The following is a 14,155-nucleotide window of genomic DNA, read 5'->3' as shown; positions in this document are numbered from 1 at the left end:
GGGCTGCTCGGACAACCGAGTGGCCCTATTTTTAACTGGCAGCGATAAGCCTTTGTGTTGCAGGATGCTGCGGATCATCGATGACGGCTTGCATATCGCCGGTTTCAACAATCCGCCCCTCTTCCATCACCGCAATCCGGTGACATAGTCTACGCGCGGCTGCGATGTCGTGTGTGATGAACAACATGCTCAATCCATTCTCGCCCTGTAGCCGAGAGAGAAGCTTCAAAATCTCGGCCCCTACCAAGGGATCCAGGGCAGATGTCGCTTCATCCAACACCAGCAATTGCGGGGTCGCAACGATAGCGCGCGCAATCGCTACCCGTTGCGCCTGCCCCCCAGACAGGCTGGCCGGTACGCGGTCCAAAAACTCTTCCGACAAATCAACATCGGATAGGGCTTTTCGCGCCATGTCATCGCGCTCGGCCTTTGTCAGGTCAGGACGAAGATTGCGTAGCGGTTCCGCGATGATATCGCTGACATGCCATTGCGGATCGAGGCTCGCGACTGGGTCCTGAAAAACCGGCTGGATCAGCCGGCGCATTTTGAGATCGCGCTTTCGGCGCTCAGGAAGCAATCTGCCTTCCCATGTTATTTCACCCTCGGTTACCGGTCCAATAGCCGCAATAGCCCGACCGAGCGTCGATTTTCCGGAACCAGATCCACCGACCAATGCCAAGGATTCGTTCTGCCGCAAGAGGATGTTCGCATCTGCCACAGCGCGTATTTTTCCGCGACGCCAGCCGGGGCGACGAAATTCGACGCCAATGTTCACCGTTTCAAGCACCGGATCATCTGGCGGGCTGAGCTTCGGAAATGGTTCGTCAAGACGCGGTGTAGCAGCAATCAAACGCTTGGTATAATCTTCGACCGGATTCGTAAGGACAGCACGGGTCGCCCCCGTTTCCACCACTCGCCCCTTCTCCATCACCACCAGTTGGTCGGCATGACCCTCGACCGACGCAAGATCATGGCTGACCAGCAACATCCCGAGCCCTTGTTCAGCGCGCAATTCATCGAGCAAGTCCATGATCTCCGCCCGCAGGGACGCATCCAGCGCGCTGGTAGGTTCGTCGGCAATTAACAATTTAGGGCCATGGGCTATAGCGGCGGCAATCATCACCCGCTGGCGTTCGCCACCTGACAGCCGGTGCGGGAACTGGTCCAGTCGCTCGTCAGATCGAGACAGTCCAACGCGTTCCAGTTTGCGCGCCAAATTCTGGCGCGATGGCCGTGCTGCCCCGGCCTGCATGGCTGATTCCTGCAATTGAGCACCCACAGTCAGGTGAGGCGACAGAGCCGTTAGCGGTTGCTGGAATATAAATCCGGTGTCCCTGCGCCTTACATCGCGCAGATGACCGGCATCGGCGCTATCTAGGGCGATACCGTCCAATAGGATCGAGCCAGAGGCAATAGCGGGCGTAAGTCCGAACGGCGTCAAGCAGGTCAGGCTTTTGCCAGAACCCGAGGCACCGATGATCGCCGTGCACCGTCCGGGTTCGACCGTCAGATCGACCTCTTCCACCAGCCGATTGCCCGCAATATCCACGGCCAGATTGTGAATTTCATAGAGGCTCATGAGAAACGGTCTCTCAATCGTTCGCTTTCTATCGTCAGGCAGACCAAGATTACCACCAGCAGGCCGCCGGGCAGCGCTAGGCCGAGCGGTGCCATATCCATGTCGTCGGCGCCCTCCTTAACCAATATACCGAGCGAGGTCAGCGGTTCCTGGACGCCCAGCCCGAGAAAGGACAGAAAGCTTTCAACCATCACAACCTGCGGCACAGTCAGCATGAGATAGGCTAGCGCAACGCCAGCAATATTCGGCAATATATGACGCCATATGATCATGAAAGACGGCGTTCCGGCAGCTTCGGCGGCCAGAATGAAGGGCCGTTCTTTCAACGCCATGACCTGCCCCCGCACCACCCGCGCCATGGTCAGCCACTCCACCAGTCCAATGCCGATAAAAACCAGCAATATGGATCGCCCAAATACCACCATCAGCAAAATGACGATGAACATGAAAGGCAATGCATAGAGGCCATCTACAATACGCATCATCACCTCGTCAGCCTTTCCGCCGATCCAGCCTGCGGTGGCTCCCCATGCGATGCCAACAATCAAAGAGACCAGCGCTGCGGCCATTGCCACCATCAGCGTAACCCCGGTTCCTGCCGCCAGCCGGGCCAGACGATCACGACCGATTTCATCGGTACCGAAGATATGCGATCCAGTGAACGCCGGCGCACGAACGGCATCCCAGTCAATCTGGTCATAGCTCCACGGCAAAAGGAAGGGGAGCAACAGTGCCAGCGTTACAATCACAAAGACAATGAAAAGCGGGAAATGCCGTTTCAACACCGGTTCAACCCTCCCGCATTCTGGGATCAAGCCAGCCATAGATCATATCCGCAAACAGATTGAACAGGATGATCAGCGCCGCATAAAGCGTGACCACGCCCAGCACGAGCGGATAGTCACGGTTAAGCGCACCTTGCACGAAATAGCGCCCCAGGCCCGGCAATCCGAAGACCGTCTCGACCACGACCGCGCCGGTTAAGAGACCCGCGGCTGCTGGCCCCAGATAGCTTGCTACAGGAACCAAGGCCGGCCGAAGCCCATGTTTGAACAATATTTTGGTTTCGGGGAGACCTCTTGCCCGGGCGGTGCGGATATGATCCTGTTTGAGCACGCTGGCCAGACCGGCGCGGGTGAGTTTTGCGATGGCTCCTGACACGGGCAACGCCAATGCAACCACCGGCATGATCAGCCACGCAGCACCATCTCCCGTTCCCGACACCGGCAGCAATCCGAGCCACAGTCCGAAAAATAGGGCCAGAGCCGGTCCGGTAACAAAAGTCGGCAGCGCGGTCGCAACCGTTGCCAGCATCATGATCGTCTTATCCGCAGCCTGCCCTGCCCGCACCGCAGCAAACAGACCGGCCGTCACCCCGATCATCAGCGCCAGCGCTATCGCCAGACCACCCAACGTCAGCGAAATCGGCAGGCCCTGTGCGATCAGCTCCGATACGGTAAAATCCCGATAGACCAGCGAAGGTCCGAAATCCCCTTGCAGCAATCGCGAGATATATAGCCAAGCCTGCTCCCAAAGCGGTCGATCCAGACCATAAGCCTGCTGCAATGCCGCCTGCGTCGCTGGATCCAGCGGCCGTTCCCCATCAAACGGGCCACCCGGCGCCAGCCGCATCAGGAAGAAGGACGCCAAGATGATCACCAGCAGCGTCGGTATTGCCGTCGCTAGTCGCCGGATGATCAAAGCAAGCACGCGCCGCTACAGCTCCATCGCGCGGAAACAATCCCGCACTTCGGCTATGAACAATTCCGGTACTTCCATCGCCGCAAAATGCCCGCCGTTCGCAGGCTCATTCCAATATTGAAGATTCTTGAACCGTTGTTCCGCCCAGCGGCGCGAGGGGGTGATGATTTCGTGCGGGAAGATGCTGCAGCCGGAGGGGATCGTAACAGGATCGATATTGGGGGCACCGAAGCTTTCACGATATAGCCGCGCCGAGGAAGCGCCAGCATTGTTGAGCCAATAGATCATGACATTGTCGAGCAAATGGTCGCAATCGAAATTGTCATCCGGGGCTTTCGCATCATCGGCCCATCCCTGGAATTTCTCCATGATCCAGGCCATTTGCCCGACCGGAGAATCCGCTAAGCCATAACCCAGTGTCTGCGGCCGGGTCCGCTGAATTTCGGCGTAGCCGCAGCCCTGTTCTTGATAGCCGGCAAAATGCACCAGCGACGCCTGCTCTTCCGGTGTCAGGCTAGCCATGATCTCTTCGGAAGGTGGGCCGACAACCACCAGATTGACGTGCACGCCGGCACAATGGCCAAGATTTTGCGCGCCGATCACGGAAGTGACCATCCCGCCCCAGTCACCGCCTTGCGCGAAATAGCGATCATAGCCGAGCCGGGTCATCAGCGTGTCCCACGCCTGCGCAATTTTCTCCATGCCCCATCCAGTAGTAGTCGGCTTGCCGGAAAATCCATATCCCGGCAGCGATGGCACCACTAGATGATAGGCATCTTTTGCGTCTCCGCCATGAGCCGCCGGATCCGTCAGCGGCCCGATTACATCCATGAACTCAACGATCGATCCCGGCCAGCCATGCGTCATCAGCAGGGGCCGTGCATCGGCTTCCGGCGAACGGATATGCATGAAGTGGATATCCACACCGTCAATTGCCGTCAGATGATGATTATATTGGTTGAGCGCATCCTGACACCGGCGCCAGTCATAGCTGGTCCGCCAATGTTCCACGATGGTTTTGACATAGTCGAGCGGGATCCCCTGCGTCCAGTCGTCGACCGGTTCGAGATCGGGCCAGCGCACATGGCGCAGCCTTATGTCGAGATCGTCCAGCGCGGTCTTTGGAATGTCGATTTGAAAGTCTCTGATTTCTTCGCCCACAACTATCATCCTCTATCCATTCGTCCCGAGCCTGCAAAAGGACGATCGCTCTATTCTAGTCTTTATCCTCCTGAAAAATCAAGATAAATAGGCTGCACCTTACATCGTCGGAACCGGCACTTCACCCGAATAATCGTAAAAACCCTTGCCCGTCTTGCGACCGAGCCAACCGGCCTCAACATATTTCGTCAGGATCGGCGCGGGGCGATATTTGGGGTCGCCAAAGTCGTTTTGCAGCACGCGCAGGATTTCCAGCAACGTGTCCAGCCCGATCAGATCGGCCAGGGTGATCGGGCCCATTGGATGGCCGAGGCCAAGCTGCACGCCGCGATCAATATCTTCCATCGATGCCGTGCCCTCGCCGAGCGCGAAAAACGCCTCGTTGAGCATTGGCAGGAGGATACGATTAACGACAAAACAAGGCGAGTCCTTTGCCATCACCGGGCTCTTGCCCACCGCTTTGGCAAAATCGCTCGCCATAGCCGCCGTCTGATCGCTGGTGGCCAATCCGCGAATGACTTCCACCAGCCCCATCAACGGTACCGGGTTGAAGAAATGCACGCCGACAAAGCGCGACGGGTTTTTCACCGACTGCGCCAGTCGGGTGATCGAGATCGACGAGGTGTTGCTCGCCAAAATGGCCTGATGGCCCAGAACTTCTGATGCTGCCGCGAAAATCTGGCGTTTGATTTCTTCGCGCTCCGTAGCAGCCTCGATGACGATGTCGGCATTGGCCATCGGGTCGAGCTGGACGATCGGTTCGATGCGGCCCAGTGCCGTTTCGGCGGCCTGCGGATCGATCTTTTCCTTTTCGACCAGCCGCGACAGCTGCTTCGCAATGCCGGCTCTGCTGCGCTCGGCGATTTCCATGCTGACATCCGAAAGATAGACATGATAGCCCGCCTGAGCCGAAACCTGTGCGATCCCGGCGCCCATTTGCCCCGATCCGATAATGCCAATTGCTTTCATAACATGCCCTTCGTGCTGTTCGATGTGTTTGAACAAGCCACTAGCGATTGTCGGCCAAACTGGCTAGATTGCAATTATGTCCCCTATCAGTTTCATCACGGGAATATTTACCGCGTTCTTCGCGACCACATCGCTGGCTGCTCCCCAGCTTGGGGAAATCCAGACGTTCAAGGACTGGACCGTCGGTTGTGACAATCTTGGTGATTGCGAAGCCATATCGCTGGTGCCGGATGAAGGTAGAGCCAGTTTTGAAGAATGGGATGGACGTGTCTCGATCATCCGGACTACCGGCAGCGACGATATTTTCAAGATACGGATCCTGTTCGAAGCAGAGGATATAGATCGCTACCGAATGATCATCGATGGCCAATTGGTCGATACTGGACCCATCGGGCAAAGCGACTATCCGGTTGAAATTGTCGGCACGGATGCCACAAAAGTGGCCAAGGCAATGATCCACGGGAATCTGTTGACCATGCAAGGACCCGCCGGGACAGATATCACCAAAATATCGCTGGCCGGTTCGTCTGCTGCTTTACGTTACATCGACCAAGTACAGAACCGTGCCCATACCACTAGCGCTCTGGTTGCACGGGGATCGCGAATTTTTCAGCCGGTCAACAGCGATATGCCAAGAATCACCGTCGATCGGTGGGAGGAGGCAACGCTCGTGCCAGAGACTGACACCATCGTCGCGCTGGCCGAGAATTCAAAATGCAAGGACGACCGTTTCGGGTTGATCGAGGACCAAGCCTATCCAATCGGCAAACGCGACGATCTATATCGGGCGCTGGTGCTGATATCCTGTGGGTCCGGTGCCTATAATTTCTCCAGCACGCCCTATATCGGCGAATATCGCGAAGACAGTGCAGAGGGCTGGACCTTCGCTCCCGCCAAATTTGACCGTCAACCATCGTGGGGTGGCGAAGGCAACCAACCATTGCTGATCAACGCAGGTTGGGACGAAGAAGAACAGACACTTGGCAGCTATGGCAAAGGTCGCGGTCTCGGAGATTGTGGCAATGCCGAAAACTACATCTGGGATGGCGACATGTTCCGCATGATTAATGCCAGCGCTATGCCTGAATGTCGCGGAGCCTATGAATGGATCACTATCTGGCGCGCAGAATATCGCAAGCTGGAACAGGCAGCAAAACCAGAAGAATAGACCTCATGGCGCATGCTTATAAGGACGCGCTTCCGCAAGAATGAGCGTGAAATAATCCTGCTCATCGCTCCAATCATGCGAAGGCGTCCAGCCGCCCGCCCGCAGCATTAAGCGAGCATCGCGCAAGCCATATTTATGGCTGTTTTCAATGTGGATTTTCTGCCCCTTGCCCATTTCATGGACTGTGCCATCAATTGAAAATTTTACGTCGTCCTGCGCTTCCAGATAGATTTCAATCCGCGCATGAAGATCGTTCCAGACCGCCCGATGCCGGAATGTCTCGCAGGGAATATCACCATCCAATTCGCGGTTGATCCGGTGGAGCAAGTTCAACGAAAATTGCGCAGTCACACCGGCGCTATCGTCATAAGCATCGATCAACAATTGCTGATCTTTGATCCGGTCAAAACCGATCAAAAGCTGCGCACCCTCACCCAATGTCTCCCGCATGAAACTGAGCAAATTAACCGACGTACGCGCGATCATATTGCCAATCGTGGAGCCCGGGAAAAAGCCAAGTTTCGGCATGTCTGCAACAGACTCAGGCAATGCAACCCGTTTCATGAAATCCGCTTCGACCGGGTAAATCGGCAGATCAGGAAATTGCTCCTGCAACAGCGATGCGCTGTGCTCCAGAAACTCACCCGAAATATCAATGGGTACGTAGGCCGCCGGATCAATTGCTTTCAGCAAATGGGGGGTTTTGGTAGAACTGCCCGATCCAAATTCAATCACCGCCCGATTGGCGCCCGTCGAAGCTGCAAAAGCGGGACCGTTTGCTCTGAGCAGCGCCGTCTCCGTACGCGTTGGATAATATTCGGGAAGCGCAGTAATTTCCTCAAACAATTCCGAACCACGTCGATCATAGAGCCAGCGTGCCGGAATCGCATAAGTCTGATTTTCAAAGCATCGCCTTACGTCCTTGCGAAACGTGTGATCAACGAGCGTAGTGGTCATGTCCATCTAGATGGTGGTCCTTTCCATCAAAGGTCTTTTGCAAGCCGCAGTCCGCAAAACTGCCAGCGCTGGTGAGGGTAAAAGAAATTCCGATAGCTGGGACGGATATGGTCTGCTGGCGTGGCAATACTGCCCCCTTTCAAAACCGACTGTCCTGACATGAATTTGCCATTATACTCACCGACGGCCCCGTCAGCGGGCTTGAAGCCTGGGTAAGGCCGATAGGCACTGCCGGTCCATTCCCATACCGCGCCAACATTGGGCAAGCCGTTGTTCACAGCAATTTCCCATTCCGCTTCGGTTGGCAGACGCGCACCGGCCCAGGTTGCATATGCATCGGCTTCATAGAGGCTGACATGCTTAACCGGTGCCGCCAGATCCAACCTCTGATTACCAGCCAGTCCAAACTCAGACCAGTGCGGGTCCGACGATGCTTCACTCCAATATAGTGGTGCGGCAATCGCCTGCTCCTGCACCCAGGCCCAACCATCGGATAGCCAATGACGCGCCTCGCGATAACCGCCATCCTCAATGAACGCGAGCCATTCGCCATTGGTCACCGGACGACTGGCCAGCGCATGGGGATACAAAAGCACGTCATGGCAGGGGCCTTCGCAATCAAAAGCGAAGCCAGCACCATCATGTCCGATCTGATGCACGCCGGTGCCACCTTCAATCCATTGCAATGGTCCGGATTCGTTCCCCCGAACCGCTGCCCTATCGGCATAGGCAGGCTTCAGGGGGTTGCGGGAGAAAAGATGCAATATGTCGGTCAGCAGCAATTCCTGATGCTGCTGTTCATGATGGAGCCCGAGCTCCACCAGATCGAGCAGTTCTTCAGAAAAATCCTCGATGGCATCGGCCATCGCACCATCGACATGGTTGCGATAATCGATCACCTCCCCGAGCGCTGGACGGGTCAGCAGGCCACGTTCGGGGCGTGCATGCCGTGCCCCTTCTGCCTCGTAATAGCTGTTGAACAAATAGGCATAGGCTTCATCAAATATCCGATAACCGGGTACATGGTCGCGCAGCAAAAAGGTCTCAAAAAACCAACTGCTATGCGCCAAATGCCATTTTACTGGCGATGCATCTTCCATAGACTGTGCAGTTGCGTCAGCGTCGCTCAATCCGTCAGCAAGATGGGTCGAATGGGCCCTCACCACTCTGAAACGATCCAGCAAGCCGCTCGACCGAAGGCAATTTTCTGCGTCGGACGAGGCCGAGAATGGGCGTTCGGGTTGGCTAGCGATCAATCCTACTCCGGTGAATTCTTTATTCTATTCAGAACATAGAGCGAACAGCATGTAGGTCAACAGCGCATATTTACGTCAGCTCGTTGCAAAAAATCACGAATCGTTGCGAAAATGCTGCCTAGCGAGATGCGCCCGGCACCCACAAAATATCGTCTTTCCCACCGCCATTAAGCGCCCGTCCAAGCACGAATAGATAGTCTGAAAGGCGGTTCACATAAGCCAATGCCTGTGGGTTTATAGCCATTTCTTGTGCTGCCGTGACACAGGTTCGTTCGGCTCGCCGAGCAATCGCACGGGCACAGTGGATAGCCGCGGCCGCTTTGCTGCCGCCCGGCAGGATAAAGCTGGTCACCGGATCAAGATCGGCATTGGCCGCATCAATTTCCATTTCTAGCCGCTCGACTTGTGAACATGTGACCCGAAGAACCATTTCAGAAGGTGCGAAATCATCACCCTCTACAGCGGGCGTTGCAAGGTCAGCACCCAGATCAAACAGATCATTTTGGACAATCCGTAAGGCCTTCTCAAGCGTTGCATCGGTGATCTCACAAATCGCCAAACCGAGACTGCTGTTCAGCTCATCGACGTCGCCAATCGCGGCCATGCGTGGATCATTTTTGCCAATCCGCGAACCGTCAACCAGCCCGGTGGTGCCGTCATCGCCGGTTTTTGTATAAATCTTGTTAAGTTTTACCATCGGGAAAAAAGTTTAGCTCTGGCCGCCTGCCACAGCCAATAATATCACCACCAGTACGATCGCGATCGCCTGGAATTTAACCCGCGCAAACATCATTTGATTCTGCTTTTTATGTGACGCCGTAATACCGTCTGCATCAACGTCTTCCGGTTTCATATTGGCAAAAGCAATCAAGCCGCGCGCGAGGGCATAAACAACAGCGCCTGCTGCTGCGATGATCATCAATATCAGAATATAGCTCATAAATTCACCTTAAGACGCCAAAAGAGAGATTCCAACAGGGAAGTTTCCTGTCCTTAGTCTGTCCACCAACTCATGCCCGTTGTGACCCGCCGTCCGCAATACGGACAAAGAGGCAGAATCGCGACTTTTCGCCAGCTTTGTACCGCTTTCATCCAGCAACAGCGGGTGATGGTAATAAATCGGCGTGGGTAGATCGAGAAGCGCTTGCAGCAAGCGATGAATATCGGTGGAGGCGAATAGATCATCGCCACGCACGACATGGGTAATGCCGTCCCTTGCATCGTCCAGCGTCACTGCCAGATGATAGGCGACCGCCGTGTCTTTGGGGACGATCACAACATCGCCGAGCGCGCCTTCGCGTGTCACTCGTGTGCCATGCCGTTCGTCCAGCCATTCAAGTGGTCCAGTCATGGCAGCCGCCTTCGTAACATCCAGACGCCAGCTATGCGGTTCGGTTTCCGCCCGCGCGCTAGCGATCTCCGGGTCCAAATGGCGACACGTGCCGGCATAGATCGGTCCATCCGGACCCTCTGCTTGCGAACCGGCCTCCTGCTCTTGCCGCATGCTCGTCCGCGTACAGAAACAGCGGTAGAGTAAGTTCATATCCTTCAACCGTTCCACCGCTTCCGCATAGCTTGCCAATCGATCTGACTGGAAAATCACATCCCCGTCCCATTCCAGTCCAAGCCACTGCAAGTCCGCCAAAATCGCTTCGACAAATTGCGGACGGGAACGCGCGCTATCAATATCCTCGATCCGCAGAAGAAACTGGCCGCCTCTTTCACGGGCAAAATCATGCGCCATCATCGCGGCATAGGCGTGACCCAAATGCAACAATCCGTTGGGGCTGGGCGCGAAACGCACCACAATATGTCGATTCAACTGCGCACTTGACCTTATCATGCGGATATTGTTCTTTGTGTAACAGTCATGTCACGTTCTTAGGCATAAAGAGCGGGCAGTAAAGGCCAAGGGAGACAATGCTTATGTATCACCCCGACCTGCTGAGGCATCCGGAAAGCTGCCCTTCGCTCGTCCTGAACGCAGACTATACGCCTTTGTCTTACTATCCGCTCAGCCTGTGGCCATGGCAAACCGCAATCAAAGCGGTGTTTCTCGACCGGGTTGATATTGTTTCCAGCTATGAGCGCGAGGTTCACAGCCCCAATCTCGACATGAAAATCCCGTCGGTGATTGCGCTCAAAAAATATATAAAACCATCCGAACATCCGGCCTTCACGCGCTTCAATCTGTTTTTGCGCGACAAATTTGAATGCCAATATTGCGGATCACCCGACAATCTGACTTTCGACCATGTCATTCCGCGCCGCCAGCAAGGCCGCACGACTTGGGAAAATGTCACCACCGCATGTCTACCGTGCAACCTCAAGAAGGGCGGGCGGACACCGGAGGAAGCGCACATGCAGCTAGCCAATCGTCCGATCAAACCGACCAACTGGCATCTGCAAGAACATGGCCGCGCTTTCCCACCCAACTTCCTGCACGATACATGGCATGATTGGTTATATTGGGATATTGAGCTGGAAAGCTGAAACCAACCACATTGTGAATAGGAACTTGTAAGCGGCTAAAAGCCTTGTAAACAGTCATGGTAACCGCTTGACCAAATCCCTACCGCAGTGCAGCATATCCCTATGACCAAATCCCTCACCGTTCGCCAAAATCCTGACATCAAATATCTCGGCAAATTGTTGGGCGATGTCATTCGCTCCTATGGCGGAGAGGAGCTGTACCGACGCACCGAATATATCCGGTCAACCAGCGTCGACCGCCATCGCGGCTTAGCCGATGCCGATGCTATAGACCCAGGCCTTGATGCGCTAACGCTTGATGAAACATTGGCCTTTGTTCGTGGATTCATGTTGTTTTCGTTGCTCGCCAATCTAGCGGAAGACCGCCAAGGTGTGGCCGCTGAAGAAGGCGCCACTGTGGTCGAGGCCATTGAGCTGCTCGCCAAAGAAGGGGTTGACCAGCAAGCGGTCCTAGACCTGCTCGAAGAAGCCTTGATAGCACCGGTACTAACCGCCCATCCCACTGAAGTGCGGCGCAAAAGCAGTATCGATCACAAGGCTCGGATCGCAGAGCTTTTGTTGATGAAAGATGCAGGTGATGCAGAAACACCCCAGGGCGACATGCTGGATGACGCGATCATGCGCCAAATCGCTTTGCTCTGGCAGACCCGTCCGCTCCGCCGCGAACGGCTATTCGTTACCGACGAAGTCCAGATATCACAAAGCTATATGAAGGATGTGTTTCTTCCCGTCCTGCCGAGGCTCTATGCGAAATGGGAACGGACTTTGGGCGCCCGTCTGCCCAGCTTTCTAAAACTAAACAGCTGGATTGGTGGCGATCGGGATGGCAATCCCTTCGTCGACGCCCAAGCCATGGAGGAGGCGCTGTCACGCGCAGCCGAAACCGTTGTCGGCTATTATCTGATGCGCGTCCATGCTCTTGGTGCCGAACTCTCTATATCCACCGAACTTGCCGACGTGCCCGATGCAGTGCTGGCACTTGCCGAAGCGAGCGGTGATGATGCGCTGAGCCGCAAAGACGAGCCGTATCGTCGGGCGCTTTCGGGCATCTACGCCAGACTATCGGCAACCCATCTCAAACTCTGCGGCCATGTTCCCGGCCGACCGTCCCCGATTCCAGCCGAAGCTTACGACAATCCACAACAGCTGCGCGAAGAATTGGTGATATTGGCACGCGGCCTCAAATCAGCCGGAAAAGGTGTCTTCGCATCGTCCGGCGCATTGGGACGTCTGATCCGTACGGTCGAACTCTTTGGCTTCCACCTTGCCACTCTGGACATGCGCCAGAACAGCCGTGTACACGAACGTGTTGTCGCGGAACTTCTGAAGCAAGCCGGAGTTGAACCAGACTATCTAGCACTGGACGAAGCGGCGCGGGTGAAGCGGCTACGCACAGAACTGGCAAACAACCGACCGCTCGCAAGCCCCTGGATCACCTATAGCGAAGAAACCGCGAAGGAACTGTCGATCATCCGCGCGGCTGCAGAAGCACACCGGAAATACGGTCCCGAGGTGATCACCAATTATAATATCAGCAACGGCGAAAGCGTTTCCGATATATTGGAAGTCTATGTCCTGTTGATGGAGACCGGTCTCTATCATGCACCCACGGAAGATGACACAACCCCATCCTGCCCGGTCATGGCCGTGCCGTTGTTCGAGACGGTGGCCGATCTGGAAAATGCGCCCGAAGTCATGACCGATTTCTTCGCCATTCCCGAAATGCATGCGCTCGCGAAAGGCCGTGGGCATCAGGAAGTGATGATTGGCTATTCCGACAGCAACAAGGATGGCGGCTATCTCACCTCGACATGGAGCCTTTTCAAGGCCAGCGATGCGCTGACTCCGATATTTGCCAAGGCCGGTATCAAGATGCAGCTTTTCCACGGACGCGGCGGAGCTGTGGGCCGTGGAGGCGGTTCGGCCTTCGGCGCGATCAAGGCACAGCCCAAGGGCACTGTTGCCGGCCGCATCCGTATCACCGAACAGGGTGAGGTGATTGCCGCCAAATATGGCACGGTCGCGGGGGCGGAAGCCAATCTGGAAGCGATGACTTCGGCCGTACTGATCAATTCACTGGAGCCAGACCAGACGGACGGCAAAGTGCAGGCCGATTTCGCTGCAGCGATGGATGCAATTTCACAGGTTGCGTTCAGCGAATATCGCGATCTGGTCTATGGTGACGATAGCTTCCGTACTTTTTTCCGGCAGATGACGCCGCTTACGGAAATCGCCAAGCTCAAGATCGGTTCGCGTCCCGCCAGCCGCACCAAAAGCGACAAAATCGAGGATTTGCGGGCCATCCCATGGGTGTTCAGTTGGGCGCAGGCTCGCGTCATGCTGCCCGGCTGGTATGGCGTAGGACAAGCGCTCACAGCTTTTGATGATAAGTCCAAGCTGAAAGACATGGCCCAAAGCTGGCCCTTCTTTCAGGCCTCGCTCTCCAATATGGAGATGGTTCTCGCAAAATCCGACATGGGCATAGCTGCCCGCTATGCGGGATTGGTCGAGGATCAGGATATGGGTCAGGCTTTTTTCAACCGCATTCGTTCCAGCTGGGACCAGACGCGCGATATCTTGCTAGAGATCACCGACCAGCCACATCTGCTGGCGAAAAATCCGTCGCTGTTCAACAGCATCGAGCTGCGCCTGCCCTATATCGAGCCGCTCAATCATCTCCAGATCGAGTTGATGAAACGCCTCCGTGCTGGTGAAGATGACCCGCGCATTGGCGAAGGCATCCAGCTGTCGCTCAACGCCATCGCGACGGCGCTGCGCAATAGCGGCTGATATTTGGCTTCTTTGACGGCCCCGCAAAGGCAAATATTGCCTGCGAGCCGATAGACGTCTCTTCCGAGCATTTTTGTCAGT

The 14,155-nt window shown here is 55.6% G+C and carries 13 protein-coding genes; 3 read left to right on the top strand and 10 right to left on the bottom strand.

Going from position 1 to position 14,155, the window contains the following annotated elements; all coding sequences use genetic code 11:
* Nucleotides 1-31: 31 nt before the first annotated feature.
* The 5 genes from ABJG22_RS05955 to ABJG22_RS05935 all read right to left on the bottom strand — a co-directional run bounded on the left by ABJG22_RS05955 (nt 32) and on the right by ABJG22_RS05935 (nt 5,410).
* Nucleotides 32-1,579 (bottom strand): ABC transporter ATP-binding protein, encoded by a 1,548-nt coding sequence (locus ABJG22_RS05955; RefSeq protein ID WP_348019335.1) that lies wholly within the window; start codon nt 1,577-1,579, stop codon nt 32-34.
* Nucleotides 1,576-2,403, bottom strand: a complete 828-nt coding sequence (locus ABJG22_RS05950) for an ABC transporter permease subunit (RefSeq protein WP_348019334.1) — start codon at nt 2,401-2,403, stop codon at nt 1,576-1,578. The genes ABJG22_RS05955 and ABJG22_RS05950 overlap by 4 nt, the downstream gene beginning before the upstream one ends.
* Nucleotides 2,369-3,289: an ABC transporter permease gene (locus ABJG22_RS05945; RefSeq protein ID WP_348019333.1), complete on the bottom strand. Its 921-nt coding sequence runs from the start codon at nt 3,287-3,289 to the stop codon at nt 2,369-2,371. Before ABJG22_RS05945 ends, ABJG22_RS05950 begins: the two co-directional genes overlap by 35 nt.
* Before the next feature lie 6 nt (nt 3,290-3,295).
* A complete protein-coding gene (locus ABJG22_RS05940) occupies nt 3,296-4,450 on the bottom strand; it encodes an epoxide hydrolase family protein (protein WP_348019332.1) in 1,155 nt (384 codons plus the stop codon).
* Between the two features lie 90 nt (nt 4,451-4,540).
* Entirely contained in the window at nt 4,541-5,410 is an 870-nt protein-coding gene (locus tag ABJG22_RS05935; RefSeq protein ID WP_348020309.1) for a 3-hydroxyacyl-CoA dehydrogenase NAD-binding domain-containing protein, read from the bottom strand.
* A 76-nt stretch (nt 5,411-5,486) separates the two neighbouring features.
* Between ABJG22_RS05935 and ABJG22_RS05930 the strand changes: the two genes are divergently transcribed.
* The gene (locus tag ABJG22_RS05930) at nt 5,487-6,578 is read left to right on the top strand and encodes a DUF1176 domain-containing protein (protein WP_348019331.1); all 1,092 of its coding nucleotides are present in this window, start codon (nt 5,487-5,489) and stop codon (nt 6,576-6,578) included.
* 3 nt (nt 6,579-6,581) lie between these two features.
* Here the strand turns inward: ABJG22_RS05930 and egtD are convergent, their stop codons facing one another.
* The 5 genes from egtD to gluQRS form a co-directional block, all read right to left on the bottom strand.
* Nucleotides 6,582-7,535, bottom strand: a complete 954-nt coding sequence (egtD, locus tag ABJG22_RS05925; protein WP_348019330.1) for an L-histidine N(alpha)-methyltransferase — start codon at nt 7,533-7,535, stop codon at nt 6,582-6,584.
* A gap of 26 nt (nt 7,536-7,561) precedes the next feature.
* The gene (gene egtB / locus ABJG22_RS05920; RefSeq protein WP_348020308.1) at nt 7,562-8,719 is read right to left on the bottom strand and encodes an ergothioneine biosynthesis protein EgtB; all 1,158 of its coding nucleotides are present in this window, start codon (nt 8,717-8,719) and stop codon (nt 7,562-7,564) included.
* Nucleotides 8,720-8,909: 190 nt separating this feature from the next.
* Nucleotides 8,910-9,488 carry a cob(I)yrinic acid a,c-diamide adenosyltransferase gene (locus tag ABJG22_RS05915; RefSeq protein ID WP_348019329.1) on the bottom strand — a complete coding sequence of 193 codons (579 nt, stop codon included), beginning with the start codon at nt 9,486-9,488 and terminating at the stop codon, nt 8,910-8,912.
* Nucleotides 9,489-9,500: 12 nt separating this feature from the next.
* A complete protein-coding gene (locus tag ABJG22_RS05910) occupies nt 9,501-9,731 on the bottom strand; it encodes an HIG1 domain-containing protein (protein WP_348019328.1) in 231 nt (76 codons plus the stop codon).
* Nucleotides 9,732-9,740: 9 nt separating this feature from the next.
* Nucleotides 9,741-10,613: a tRNA glutamyl-Q(34) synthetase GluQRS gene (gluQRS, locus tag ABJG22_RS05905; RefSeq protein ID WP_348019327.1), complete on the bottom strand. Its 873-nt coding sequence runs from the start codon at nt 10,611-10,613 to the stop codon at nt 9,741-9,743.
* A gap of 104 nt (nt 10,614-10,717) precedes the next feature.
* Here gluQRS and ABJG22_RS05900 point away from each other — a divergent pair, with 104 nt between their 5' ends.
* Together ABJG22_RS05900 and ppc are read left to right on the top strand one after the other, a co-directional pair.
* Nucleotides 10,718-11,284: an HNH endonuclease gene (locus tag ABJG22_RS05900; RefSeq protein ID WP_348020307.1), complete on the top strand. Its 567-nt coding sequence runs from the start codon at nt 10,718-10,720 to the stop codon at nt 11,282-11,284.
* Between the two features lie 102 nt (nt 11,285-11,386).
* Entirely contained in the window at nt 11,387-14,074 is a 2,688-nt protein-coding gene (gene ppc / locus ABJG22_RS05895; protein WP_348019326.1) for a phosphoenolpyruvate carboxylase, read from the top strand.
* Nucleotides 14,075-14,155: the final 81 nt, after the last annotated feature.

It is taken from the genome of Parasphingorhabdus sp. (assembly GCF_039939955.1).
Lineage (GTDB): Bacteria > Pseudomonadota > Alphaproteobacteria > Sphingomonadales > Sphingomonadaceae > Parasphingorhabdus.
This window is presented reverse-complemented; position numbering and strand designations above follow the sequence as displayed.

Excerpts from the sequence above, each read along its gene's own strand:
- ABJG22_RS05955 (WP_348019335.1), bottom strand. The coding sequence starts at position 1,579 with ATGAGCCTCTATGAAATTCACAATCTGGCCGTGGATATTGCGGGCAAT.
- ABJG22_RS05950 (WP_348019334.1), bottom strand. The coding sequence starts at position 2,403 with ATGGCTGGCTTGATCCCAGAATGCGGGAGGGTTGAACCGGTGTTGAAA.
- ABJG22_RS05940 (WP_348019332.1), bottom strand. The coding sequence starts at position 4,450 with ATGATAGTTGTGGGCGAAGAAATCAGAGACTTTCAAATCGACATTCCA.
- ABJG22_RS05935 (WP_348020309.1), bottom strand. The coding sequence starts at position 5,410 with ATGAAAGCAATTGGCATTATCGGATCGGGGCAAATGGGCGCCGGGATC.
- ABJG22_RS05930 (WP_348019331.1), top strand. The coding sequence starts at position 5,487 with ATGTCCCCTATCAGTTTCATCACGGGAATATTTACCGCGTTCTTCGCG.
- egtD (WP_348019330.1), bottom strand. The coding sequence starts at position 7,535 with ATGACCACTACGCTCGTTGATCACACGTTTCGCAAGGACGTAAGGCGA.
- ABJG22_RS05915 (WP_348019329.1), bottom strand. The coding sequence starts at position 9,488 with ATGGTAAAACTTAACAAGATTTATACAAAAACCGGCGATGACGGCACC.
- ABJG22_RS05910 (WP_348019328.1), bottom strand. The coding sequence starts at position 9,731 with ATGAGCTATATTCTGATATTGATGATCATCGCAGCAGCAGGCGCTGTT.
- ABJG22_RS05900 (WP_348020307.1), top strand. The coding sequence starts at position 10,718 with ATGTATCACCCCGACCTGCTGAGGCATCCGGAAAGCTGCCCTTCGCTC.
- ppc (WP_348019326.1), top strand. The coding sequence starts at position 11,387 with ATGACCAAATCCCTCACCGTTCGCCAAAATCCTGACATCAAATATCTC.